This is a genomic window from Pseudomonas sp. KT_2_4 (assembly GCF_041410225.1).
GTDB classification, from domain to species: Bacteria; Pseudomonadota; Gammaproteobacteria; order Pseudomonadales; family Pseudomonadaceae; genus Aquipseudomonas; species Aquipseudomonas paracarnis.
This window is the reverse complement of the sequence record NZ_CP166962.1, coordinates 1,109,565-1,121,334: the sequence shown is the minus strand read 5'-3', so window position 1 is coordinate 1,121,334 and position 11,770 is coordinate 1,109,565. Positions and strand designations below refer to the sequence as shown.

Sequence of the window (11,770 nt, the reverse complement as noted above, 5' to 3'; positions counted from 1 at the left end):
CTTTTTTTCGCCTTCAGATCAGCACACTCAGCCAGGCTGAGCCCAACAGCAGCAAGGCCATGACTCGGTTGAATGCGCCTACGGTCCTGGGGGAGCGCAACAGGCGGCTAGACCCGGCACCCAATAAAGCCCAGGCGCCGAGGCAGGGCAAGGCGATCAGGAAAAACATCAGGGACAGGTACACCACCTGGCGCTGCCCACCCTGGCCAGCGAACACACTGACCACCGCCAGTGCCATCATCCAGGTTTTGGGGTTGATCAATTGCAGGGCCGCGGCGCCCAACAGGCCCAAGGGTTTTTGCGTGTCATCGGCATTGATGGCCTGGGCTGGCGCCCTGAAGATCTGCCAGGCCAGGTAACTCAGCCAAGCCACACCGGCCCACTGCATCGCCGTTTGCACGTTGGGCAGTTGCACCAATGACTGACCCACACCGCAACCCACCAGCAGCACAATCCCCGATGCCCCCACGCAAGCCCCAATGATGATTGGCAGCGCAGCCTTGAAACCGTAACGGGCGCTGTTGCTGAGCACCAGGATATTGGTCGGGCCGGGGGTGATGGAGGCGACAAAGGCGAACAGCATGAAAGGCACGAAGGTGGACAGCATGGCGGGTGACTCCGGCGGGCTCATTTAGAGCGACCATCTTCACAAGCCCGGGCGTTACCGGTCTGGAAGATTTGTGCAGCGCTTGCGGTACGCGGCCGGTGTCAGCCCATAAGCCCGCATGAACCAGCGGCCCAAATGACTTTGATCGGCGAAACCCAGGGCCATCGCCACGTCTGCCGGTTGATCGCCCTTGGCCAATAGATACCGGGCACGGGCCAGGCGCAGTTGCACCAGATAAGCGTGGGGCGGCAGGCCGAAGGCACTCTTGAACGCGCGGCTCAGGCGAAAGCGGTCGACGCCGCAGGTCAGGGCGAGTTCATCCATGCCGACGTCCTGATGCAGATGGGCGTGCAGGTATTCCCGCGCCTTGTGCGCCACCTGCGGCAAGCGCGGGTCATCGCGGTAGCGCATGCGCCAGTAAAGCTGGCCTGTGAGGCGTTCCAATAACTGATCCAGAGCGCTTTGCCGCACGATCCGCAGTTCGCCGTGGTGCAAACTCTCAAACGCCTGGCTGGTGGCCAGGGCCAGGCGTGGATCGCTGGCCAAGGTGCGGGCGAAACTCAGCTGATGATGGGCGGGTGCTTCCTCGAAGACACTGGCGATTTCCCGTTCCAGCCACTGCGGGTCGAGGTAGAGCATGCGGTAAGTGAAGCCGTCGACCGTCGGAGCATTGCCGTCGTGGAGCTCCCCTGGCTCCAGCAGGAATACCTGCCCCGGCACGCTGTCATGGCGCATGCGCCGACAGTTGAATTGCTGTACGCCTTGTTCGGTGACGCCCACCAGGTAGCTGTCGTGCCAATGGGGGTCATACGCATGGCCTTCGAAATGCGCGCGCAGGGTCTCGATGCCGGTGTCGGCGTCCTGGGACAAGTCGATCCAATTGTGCGCAGGCATACAACACCGAGGCGGAAAGTGAAGGGTTATTAGCGGCGACGCCTCAGTGGGCGTCTAGAAGGTTTGTGCAGTCTAGCCAAACAACCCGGCGGCGATGTTGATCGAAAAGCCCAGAATGGCGGTGTTGAACAAAAAACCGATCAACGACTGCCCCAGTACCACCTTGCGCAGGCTACGGGTGGCGACGCCCACATCCGAGGTTTGTACCGCTACGCCGATGGTGAAGGAAAAGTACAGGAAATCCCAGTAGTTGGGCGTGAGCAAGCCTTCGGCAAAACGCAAGGCGGGCTCCTTGCCTGGCCAGGTGTAATAGAGCCTGGCGTAGTGCACGCTGAAAATCACCCCGATCAATAGCCAGGAGCCGATCACCGTCAGCCCGGTGAAACCGTAGTGCAGCAGGCGCTCGGAGGTGGCCAGGTCCTTGCTGCCGACCAGTTCGAAGGTAATGGTCGCCAAGCTGGCGATGGCGGCGATACATACCATGAACAGCACCAGGCCGGCGTTCTCGTCTTCGATTTCGGCGATGCGCTTGACGTCCTCGGCCTTGGCGCGAATGGTCAGCCACAGCATCAGTATCAGGTAGGTCCAGACCCCGGCGTTCCAGCCGATCAGGATTTTACTGGCGAGGGTGTCGGCCGGCACCAGGAGGCCGACGGCAAGGCCGAGTAAGGCGGCGGATGAGAGGCGAGGGTGGGTGCGGGCGAGGAAGGGCATGGTGCCTCACAAAGAACTATGTGTGAGCACCATAGCTTATTCGGGTGTACCTGATCATGAATGCAATCAATAACCCTGTGGGAGTTGGCAAGCCAGCTCCCACATTTGGCTGCGGCGTTGATCAGTTTGCTTTATGGCGCTTGCGCACCAGCTTCATCACCACCACGAAGAACACCGGCACAAACACCACCGCCAATGTCGCTGTGATCATCCCGCCAATCACACCGGTACCAATCGCCTGCTGGCTGGCCGAACTGGCCCCGGTGGCAATTGCCAATGGCACCACGCCGAGGATAAACGCCATCGAGGTCATGATGATCGGTCGCAGGCGCAACCGCGCCGCCTTCAAGGTGGCGTCGATCAAATCCTCGCCCTGGTCATACAGGTCCTTGGCGAACTCGATGATCAGGATCGCGTTCTTCGCCGACAGGCCGATGATGGTGATCAGGCCGACCTTGAAGAACACATCGTTAGGCATCCCGCGTAGCGACACGGCTAACACCGCGCCCAGCACCCCAAGCGGCACCACCAGCAACACCGAGGTGGGGATCGACCAGCTTTCATACAGCGCGGCCAGGCACAGGAACACGATCAGCAGCGACAGGCCCAACAGCAACGGTGCCTGGGAGCCGGACAAGCGCTCCTGCAACGACAAGCCCGTCCATTCCTGGCCCAGCCCGGCAGGCAACTGGCTGACCAGGCGCTGGATTTCGTTCATGGCCTCGCCCGTGCTGTGCCCCGGCGCCGCTTCGCCGCTGATGGCGATGGCCGGGTAGCCGTTGTAACGGGTCAACTGCGTTGGGCCCTGGGTCCACTTGGCTTCGACAAAGGCTGACAGCGGCACCATTTTCCCGGCGTTGTTGCGCACGTGGATCTTCATCAGGTCGGCCACCTGGCTGCGCTGGTCGCCTTCGGCCTGTACCACCACGCGCTGCATGCGGCCCTGGTTGGGGAAGTCGTTGATATACGCCGAACCAATCGCGGAGGACAGCACGTTGCCCACGTCGGCAAACGAAACGCCCAAGGCGTTGGCCTGCTTGCGGTCCACTTCCAGCTGCACTTGCGGTGCTTCGGCCAGGGCGCTTTCACGCACGTTGGCCAGGATCGGGCTTTTCGCTGCAGCGTCCAGCAGTTCAGTACGCGCAGCCATCAACCCCGCATGGCCAACGCCACCACGGTCCTGCAAACGGAACTCAAAACCGCTGGAAGTGCCCAGGCCGTCTACCGGCGGCGGCAGAACCGCGTAGGCAATCGCGTCCTTGAGTTCGCTGAAGGCCATGTTGGCGCGATCGGCAATCGAGGAAGCGGAGTCATCACTGCCACGCTCTGACCAATCCTTGAGCGTGGTAAACGCCAGCGCCGCGTTCTGCCCGGAACCCGAGAAGCTGAAGCCCATGATCATGGTGGTATCACCCACCCCAGGCTCGCCGGCGTTATGCGCCTCGATCTGTTCGGCCACCTGCACCGTACGGTTCTTGCTGGCGCCCGGTGGCAACTGGATATCGGTGATGGTGTAGCCCTGGTCTTCCACCGGCAGGAACGAGGAGGGCAAACGGCTGAACAACAGCCCCATGCCCACCAGCAAGACCAGGTAGATCAGCAAATAGCGGCCGCTGCGCTTGAGGGCATAGGCCACCCAACCTTCATAACGGTTGGTGAGGTGCTCAAAGCGCTGGTTGAACCAGCCGAAGAAACCACCCTTGGCATGATGCTCGCCCTTGGCAATCGGCTTGAGCAGCGTGGCGCACAGCGCCGGGGTCAAGGTCAGGGCCAGGAACGCCGAGAACAGAATCGAGGTGGCCATCGACAGCGAGAACTGCTGGTAGATCACCCCCACCGAACCCGGCATGAAGGCCATCGGCAGAAACACCGCCACCAGCACCAGGGTGATACCGATGATGGCTCCGGTGATTTGGCCCATGGCTTTCTTCGTCGCTTCCTTGGGCGACAGGCCCTCGGTGGCCATGATGCGCTCGACGTTTTCCACCACCACGATGGCATCGTCCACCAGGATACCGATGGCCAGCACCATGCCGAACATCGTCAATACGTTGATCGAGAAGCCCAGCAGCAACATGGTGGCGAAGGTGCCCATCAGCGCAATTGGCACTACCAGCGTGGGAATCAAGGTGTAGCGCACGTTCTGCAGGAACAGAAACATCACCGCGAACACCAGCGCCATCGCCTCCAGCAAGGTGTAGACCACCTTGGTGATCGAGACTTTGACAAAGGGCGAGGTGTCGTAGGGAATCTTGTATTCCACATTGGCAGGGAAGTAGCGTGACAACTCGTCCATTTTCGCCCGCACCAGCGTTGCGGTGCTCAAGGCATTAGCGCCGGGCGACAGTTGCACGCTGACGGCGGTAGACGGCTTGCCGTTCAGACGCGTGGAGAACTGGTATTCCTGGCTGCCGACTTCCACCCGTGCCACATCGCCGATGCGCACGGTGGAGCCGTCGGGGTTGGCCTTGAGCACGATGTCAGCGAATTCGGCCGGGGTGGACAGTTGCCCCTTGACCAGCACCGCCGCGGTGATCTCCTGGGTGTGGGTGCCCGGCAAGTCACCGATGCTGCCCGCTGAGACCTGGGCGTTCTGGGCGCTGATCGCGGCGTTGACGTCGGCCGGCGTGAGGTTGAAACCGATCAGCTTCTGCGGGTCGATCCAGATACGCATCGCTCGCTCGGCGCCATACAACTGGGCCTTGCCGACCCCGTCCAGGCGCTTGAGCTCGTTCATCACGTTGCGCGCCAGGTAATCACTGAGCGCGACGTCATCGAGCTTGCCGTCATTGGAGGTCAATGTGACCAGCAGCAGGAAGCCAGCGGAGACTTTTTCCACTTGCAAGCCTTGCTGAGTCACGGCCTGGGGCAGGCGCGGCTCGACGACCTTGAGGCGGTTCTGCACATCCACCTGGGCCATTTCCGGGTCGGTGCCCGGCTGGAACGTGGCGGTAATGGTCGCCGAGCCCAGGCTGCTCTGGGATTCGAAATACAGCAGGTGATCGGCGCCGTTGAGCTCTTGCTCGATCAGGCTGACCACGCTCTCATCCAGGGTCTGGGCCGAGGCGCCGGGGTACACCGCGTAGATTTCCACCTTGGGTGGCGCGACGTTGGGGTACTGCGCCACCGGCAATTGCGGGATCGCCAGGAAGCCCGCCAGCAGGATAAACAGGGCCACCACCCAGGCGAAGATCGGGCGGTCAATAAAGAACTGCGGCATGACGGGTTATTCCTTTACGAGCGGGCTGTCGTCCACTTCAACTTTTTCACCGGGGCGTGCGTGTTGCACGCCCTCGACGATGATGCGGTCGCCGGGTTTGAGGCCACTGGTGACGATCCAGCGATTGTCGACCACTGCACCCAACTCCACCGGCTGCTGGCTGACGGTCTGCTCGGCGTCCAGCAGCAACACCATCGGGATACCGGCGCTGTCACGGGTGATGGCGCGTTGCGGCACACTGAGGCCTTGCTTGTCGACGGCCTGTTCCACGCGCACCCGCACAAAGCTGCCGGGCAACAGGTCGAGGTCCGGGTTGGGGAACTCGCTGCGCAGGATGATCTGCCCGGTGCCCGGATCGACGCTGATATCGGCGAAGAGCAATTTACCCGGCAAGGGGTACAGGCTACCGTCGTCCTGGATCAAGGTGGCCTTGGCCTGGTCCTGGCCGACCTGCTTCAAGCTGCCGGCACGAAAGGCGCGGCGCAGGTCGTTCAGCTCACGGGTGGACTGAGTGAGGTCGGCGTGGATCGGGTCCAGTTGCTGGATAATCGCCAGCGGCGTGGCTTCGTTCTGGCCGACCAGCGCGCCTTCGGTCACCAGGGCGCGACCAATGCGCCCGGAAATCGGTGCGGTCACGGTGGCATAGCCCAGGTTCAGCCGGGCACGCTCGACGGCGGCCTTGTTGGCGGCCACTTCGGCGTTGGTCTGGCGCAGGGCGGCGCGGGCGTTGTCGTACTCCTGGCCGCTGATGGCGTTGCCTTCGACCAATTGGCTGTAGCGCTGCTCTTGCAGGCGCGCCTGGAACGCATTGGCCTCGGCCTTGCTCAGGTTGGCCAGGGCACTGTCCAGGTCGGCCTTGAACGGCGCCGGGTCAATACGGAACAATACGTCGCCTTGCTTGACGTCGTGGCCTTCGTTAAACACCCGCTGCATGACCACCCCGGCGACCCGGGCGCGTACTTCGGCGATACGCGGTGCGGCGATGCGCCCGCTCAGTTCGCTGGTAATAGAGAGGGGCTTGGCCTGCAGGGTTTCGATCCGCACTTTGGCCAGGGGCATTTGTGGCGCCTCGTCTGCCGACTGACCACACGCGCTCAGCGCCAGTGTGAGGGCCAACAGGCAAAACGGCGCAAATAGATTCTTCGACATGCTCTTATCCCAATATTGACTGGCGCATCCTAGAGGCACCTGCGCCGTGGTGCTGTGAAGCTGTGTAGCGGGTCTGTGAAGAAGTGTAAGGTACGGCGCACGTGGCGTCGGGGGCGTATATCCTTGCACAATCCTGCAACACACCAACAAACAGCATTATTTGGAAACACCATGCCCAACATCCTCCTGGTGGAAGACGACGCCGCACTCTCCGAGCTGATTGCCAGCTACCTGGAACGCAATGGCTACCACGTCAGCGTGCTCAGCCGTGGCGATCATGTACGCGAACGTGCACGCCTGAACCCGCCGGACCTGGTGATCCTCGACCTGATGTTGCCGGGCCTCGACGGCCTGCAGGTGTGCCGCTTGCTGCGCGCCGATTCTGCGGGCCTGCCGATCCTGATGCTGACCGCCCGCGATGACAGCCACGACCAGGTTCTGGGCCTTGAGATGGGCGCCGACGACTACGTGACCAAACCCTGCGAGCCGCGCGTATTGCTGGCCCGGGTGCGCACATTGCTGCGGCGCAGCAGCCTGTCCGAACCCCAGGTGGCCAGCGACCAGATCGTCATGGGCAACCTGTGCATCGACTTGTCCGAGCGCACCGTGACCTGGCGCGAACAGGCGGTGGAGCTGTCCAGCGGAGAATACAACCTGTTGGTGGTGCTGGCCCGGCATGCCGGCGAAGTGCTCAGCCGCGATCAGATCCTGCAACGCCTGCGCGGTATCGAGTTCAACGGTACCGACCGTTCGGTGGACGTGGCCATCTCCAAGCTGCGGCGCAAGTTCGACGACCATGCGGGCGAGGCGCGCAAGATCAAGACGGTGTGGGGCAAGGGGTATCTGTTCAGCCGTTCCGAGTGGGAATGCTGAACCATGTTTCGCGTACTGCTGCGCCTCTACCTGATCACCATCGTCACCTACAGTGCGGCGATTTACCTGATTCCCAAGCTGGTGATCCAGCTGTTCGAACACCGCTACATGAACTACAACATCGAACAGTCCCGCGGCCTGCAAAAACTCATGGTCAAGCAGTACCAGCGCGCACCGGTGGAGCGCTGGTCCCAGGTGACCGACCAGTTGAGCCGCGATTTTGCACCGTTGAAAGTGCAACTGTTGCTGCGCCAGGACGCCCGCTACACCCCTGAGGAAGAACAGTTACTGGAGCAAGGCAAACCGGTGATCCGCCTGGGCGAGTGGGGCTGGATGGAGGAAATCAGTTCGCCGATCAACCAGCAGTTCGCGGTCAAGCTGACCGTACCGCCAGACCCGTTGGACATGAACCTGCTGTACTGGTCGATGAACGTGCTGGTCGGCGCCGCCTTGTTGGCGTGCCTGCTGGTGTGGCTACGTCCGCACTGGCGTGACCTGGAACGTCTGAAAAGTACCGCCGCGCTATTGGGTAAGGGCCACTTGGAGGCCCGTACGGGGCTTGCACCCAGCTCCAGCATCGGCGGCCTGGCGGCGGTGTTCGACACCATGGCCGACGATATCGAGCATCTCTTGAACCAGCAGCGCGACTTGCTCAATGCTGTCTCCCATGAACTGCGCACGCCGCTTACCCGCCTGGATTTCGGGCTGGCCCTGGCGCTTTCCGAAGACTTGCCCCTGGCCAGCCGCGAGCGTCTGCAAAGCCTGGTGGCGCATATTCGGGAGTTGGATGAATTGGTGCTGGAATTGCTGTCTTACAGCCGCCTGCAAAACCCGGCGCAATTGCCCGAGCGGGTAGAGGTAGCGCTCGACGAGTTTATCGACAGCGTGTTGGGCAGCGTCGACGATGAGTTGGAAAACCCCGAGATCGTCATCGATGTGGCGCTTGATTGTGCCGTTGAGCGCTTCAGCCTCGACCCGCGTCTGACTGCCCGAGCCTTGCAGAACCTGCTGCGCAATGCGACGCGCTACTGCGACAAGCGCATCCAGGTGGGCGTGCGCGTATGCCCCAAAGGCTGTGAAATCTGGGTGGACGACGATGGCATCGGCATACCGGCTGACCAGCGCGAGCGCATCTTCGAGCCGTTCTACCGCCTCGACCGCAGCCGCGACCGCGCAACCGGCGGCTTTGGCCTGGGCCTGGCGATCAGCCGGCGCGCCCTGGAGGCCCAGGGCGGCACCTTGACGGCCTTGGCGTCGCCCCTGGGTGGGGCGCGGTTTCGTGTGTGGCTGCCTAACCTTTCGTGATCAAAGTACTTTGACTGCTCGGCCGATCCCGTGAATCGGCCCGGTGGGTTTGCCGGTAGGCGAGCCATTGGGCCCTTCCAGCGTCAGTTCAAACAACTGGTTCGGCGCCAGCGGCGGCAGTTTGTCCAGGGGCACCGACAAGGTCTGCCCAGGCTTGACCAGGCCCAGGGATATGGGACCCTGCCAGCCATCGGCCTTGGTCCAGAACTCCAGGGCTTTGTCTGCGGGAATCTCCATCCCCCCCAATGGGATCAACTGGATCTGCCGATTATCACTGGCCTGCACCACCCAGCCCGGTGCCTGGCTTTGTGGCGCCATCAGCACCACCACGAAGCTGGGTGCGGTCATGGGCGGGCGCGCCAGTAATAAAGCCGCCAGCACCACGCTTGCCATCAGGCCGACGGCAGAAAGCCCGCGCCAGAACGCCAGCAGGTTCCACCACGCCACGCCCGTTTCGGCGATTTTGATGCGGCGTTCAATGCGCCGCCACAGCTGTGCCGAAGGCGGCACCGGTTGCGCCAGCGCCACCAGAGGCAACAGACGCTGCTCCCAGGCATCCACCGCTGCGCGCAGTGCCACATCATGGGCCAGGCGTTGTTGTACCTCAGCGCGCTGTTCGGCGGGCAGGGTCCCCAGCACGTATTCACTGGCCAGTTCATCCAGGCTGTCGTTCATGCCATGCACTCGCGCAAGGCGGCGAGGCTGCGTTTGATCCAGGCTTTGACCGTGCCCAGCGGGGTACTGAGTTTTTGCGCGATTTCGCTGTGGGAGTAACCGTCCACATACGCGTGCAGAATGCAGGTGCGACGCGTCGGGTCGAGCCGTTCCAGGCACTGGTGGATCTGCCCGGAGCGAGCAGCAAACTCAATGGACTGGGCCGGCTCTGCCAGCGGCTCGTACTGATCGTCCAATGGCACGTCACGCCCGGCGCTGCGTACCACGTCCAGGGCCAGGTGGCGGGTCACGCTGAACACCCAACCCCGTGCGGAGCCTCGCAGGGGGTCGAAACTGTGTGCGCCGTGCCAGATCTTGATAAAGGCGTCATGCACGATGTCCTCGGCCAGTGCCTTGTTGCGGGTAATGCGCAGCGCCACACCGAGCAAGCGGCTGCTGTCCTGCTCATAGAGCTGGTGCAGGGCGCGATGATCGCCGCGGGCGCAGGCTAACAGGCACACTTGATAATCAAAGATGAGTTCAGCCAAACCAGAATTCCTGCCACTGAGGAGACGTCTACGCGTGGTAGGCGCGAGGTTGCTCGCGCCTACCTGGCCAGCGTAGCTGAGTTTGCTCAGTTGGCGGCCCAGAAGAGGTAGTCCGCCTGGTATTTCACCATTTCCTTGGCGCCTTTGTTCGCCGTGGTGCAGGGCGCAGCCGGAGCGACCCCGCCTTTGAGCGCAACCCGCTGGATATACACCACGCCACTCATTGCACCTTTGCCCTCGGCTGGATTGGCCTTGACCAGTTGATAGGGCAGGTTGCCGGGGCTCGACGGCGCCACGGCCAATTGCGTGCCGGTGATGGTCGAGCCGTCCTTGGCCTGCCACGTGGCGGGTGGGCCGAAGTAGGTGCCGACCTGCTGGCCATTACGGTCGTTCAACACGGCTTTAGGGCCGACGAAGGTCCACTCGGTCTGGCCGGCAGCGTTGGCCTTGTCGCGGCATTCATAGGTGATTTCGCCGACCCCGGTGGTGTGCATCGCTACCTTGTGGCCATCGGGCACCTTGATGCTGTCCGGCAGGCCCGCCTGGGCAAACGCCGACGGTGCGGCGAGGAGCAAGCTGGACAGGCACAGCAGTGTTTTTGCGTTCATGGTGTTTCTCCATTGGGTAGAACAGCAGGGTTACGTTGATGACTACGGCCCAGGCCCGACCATTGGATGCAGTTTTGTGCAAAAAAATTGGAGTTTCCAAAAAGGCATAAACTCAGATCGCATCGGTATAAGTGGTTATAAGAAAAATCGCTATCCTGCGGCCAGAAATTTATAAGGCCGCGGGTAGCTGGAATGGATGTAGGTAATATTGGTTTCGTGGTTGCCGGCTTGATCGTGGGGTTTATCGTGGGCATGACGGGGGTGGGCGGCGGTTCGCTGATGACCCCGATCCTGCTGTGGTTTGGCATCAACCCGGCCACCGCGGTGGGCACCGACCTGCTGTACGCTGCCATTACCAAGTCCGGTGGCGTGCTGGTGCACAGCAAGAACAAGAACATCGATTGGACCATCACTGGCTGGCTCACCCTGGGCAGCGTGCCGGCAGTGTTGCTGACGTTATGGTTCCTGGCCAGCTTGCACACCGACCCCAGTGCGATGAACGCGGTGATCAAGCAGGCCCTTGGCGTGGTATTGCTGCTGACGGCCTTGGCGATCCTGTTCAAGAAAAGCCTGTTGGCCTTTGCCCAGCGTCATGCTGGCGATTCCTACCATCTGCGCCCGCGCAATCTGAATGCGCTCACTGTTGTGACAGGTGCGATCCTTGGCACCATGGTGGCCTTGACCTCGATCGGTGCCGGCGCTCTGGGCACGGTGGCGCTGTTTATCCTGTACCCGTTCCTGGCCACGCGGCGCCTGGTTGGCACCGAGATCGCCCATGCCGTGCCCCTGACATTGGTGGCGGGCCTGGGCCATGCCAGCATGGGGAACATGGACTGGCATCTGCTGGGCTTTTTGCTGATGGGGTCGCTGCCGGGGATCTACATGGGCAGCCATATGACCGGCAGGATTCCCGACGGGGTACTGCGGCCGTGCCTGGCGGTGATGTTGATGGCGGTGGGGTACAAGTTGGCGTTCTGAGCACGTGGCCTGACACCCCACGTTCCAAATGTGGGAGCTGGCTTGCCTGCGAAGGCGGCCTCACAGTCGACACCGTTATACCGAGTACATATCCATCCCTGTCGATTCCGGCCAGCGTGGTTTAACGGGGCGCCTAAGATCAAGATCAAAAGCAGATCAAGATCAAAAGCAGATCAAGATCAAAAGCAGATCAAGATCAAGAGCTACTCGCTTCGCATCG

The 11,770-nt window shown here is 62.0% G+C and carries 11 protein-coding genes; 3 read left to right on the top strand and 8 right to left on the bottom strand.

Annotation, left to right across the window (positions count from 1 at the left end):
* Positions 1 to 13 precede the first annotated feature (13 nt).
* The 5 genes from AB9N64_RS05040 to AB9N64_RS05020 all read right to left on the bottom strand — a co-directional run bounded on the left by AB9N64_RS05040 (position 14) and on the right by AB9N64_RS05020 (position 6,584).
* Positions 14 to 607, bottom strand: a complete 594-nt coding sequence (locus AB9N64_RS05040) for a LysE family translocator (RefSeq protein ID WP_014718718.1) — start codon at positions 605 to 607, stop codon at positions 14 to 16.
* A gap of 54 nt (positions 608 to 661) precedes the next feature.
* The gene (locus AB9N64_RS05035) at positions 662 to 1,501 is read right to left on the bottom strand and encodes an AraC family transcriptional regulator (protein WP_014718717.1); all 840 of its coding nucleotides are present in this window, start codon (positions 1,499 to 1,501) and stop codon (positions 662 to 664) included.
* A gap of 72 nt (positions 1,502 to 1,573) precedes the next feature.
* Positions 1,574 to 2,215 carry a DUF1345 domain-containing protein gene (locus AB9N64_RS05030; RefSeq protein WP_060767814.1) on the bottom strand — a complete coding sequence of 214 codons (642 nt, stop codon included), beginning with the start codon at positions 2,213 to 2,215 and terminating at the stop codon, positions 1,574 to 1,576.
* Positions 2,216 to 2,336: 121 nt separating this feature from the next.
* Complete coding sequence (locus tag AB9N64_RS05025; protein WP_060767815.1) at positions 2,337 to 5,435, bottom strand: efflux RND transporter permease subunit; 3,099 nt, start codon at positions 5,433 to 5,435, stop codon at positions 2,337 to 2,339.
* 6 nt (positions 5,436 to 5,441) lie between these two features.
* Positions 5,442 to 6,584, bottom strand: a complete 1,143-nt coding sequence (locus AB9N64_RS05020) for an efflux RND transporter periplasmic adaptor subunit (protein ID WP_019816855.1) — start codon at positions 6,582 to 6,584, stop codon at positions 5,442 to 5,444.
* Between the two features lie 171 nt (positions 6,585 to 6,755).
* Here AB9N64_RS05020 and AB9N64_RS05015 point away from each other — a divergent pair, with 171 nt between their 5' ends.
* A complete protein-coding gene (locus AB9N64_RS05015; protein WP_003190934.1) occupies positions 6,756 to 7,457 on the top strand; it encodes a response regulator transcription factor in 702 nt (233 codons plus the stop codon).
* A gap of 3 nt (positions 7,458 to 7,460) precedes the next feature.
* Entirely contained in the window at positions 7,461 to 8,762 is a 1,302-nt protein-coding gene (locus AB9N64_RS05010; protein ID WP_019816856.1) for an ATP-binding protein, read from the top strand.
* On the opposite strand, the gene AB9N64_RS05005 is transcribed toward AB9N64_RS05010, so the two are convergent.
* From AB9N64_RS05005 to AB9N64_RS04995, 3 genes are all read right to left on the bottom strand, one after another.
* Positions 8,763 to 9,437 carry an anti-sigma factor domain-containing protein gene (locus tag AB9N64_RS05005; RefSeq protein ID WP_019816857.1) on the bottom strand — a complete coding sequence of 225 codons (675 nt, stop codon included), beginning with the start codon at positions 9,435 to 9,437 and terminating at the stop codon, positions 8,763 to 8,765.
* Positions 9,434 to 9,964, bottom strand: a complete 531-nt coding sequence (locus AB9N64_RS05000) for a sigma-70 family RNA polymerase sigma factor (RefSeq protein WP_014718711.1) — start codon at positions 9,962 to 9,964, stop codon at positions 9,434 to 9,436. The genes AB9N64_RS05005 and AB9N64_RS05000 overlap by 4 nt, the downstream gene beginning before the upstream one ends.
* Positions 9,965 to 10,050: 86 nt before the next feature.
* The gene (locus AB9N64_RS04995; RefSeq protein WP_014718710.1) at positions 10,051 to 10,572 is read right to left on the bottom strand and encodes a DUF3455 domain-containing protein; all 522 of its coding nucleotides are present in this window, start codon (positions 10,570 to 10,572) and stop codon (positions 10,051 to 10,053) included.
* 192 nt (positions 10,573 to 10,764) lie between these two features.
* Here AB9N64_RS04995 and AB9N64_RS04990 point away from each other — a divergent pair, with 192 nt between their 5' ends.
* Positions 10,765 to 11,550, top strand: a complete 786-nt coding sequence (locus AB9N64_RS04990) for a sulfite exporter TauE/SafE family protein (RefSeq protein ID WP_014718709.1) — start codon at positions 10,765 to 10,767, stop codon at positions 11,548 to 11,550.
* Positions 11,551 to 11,770: the final 220 nt, after the last annotated feature.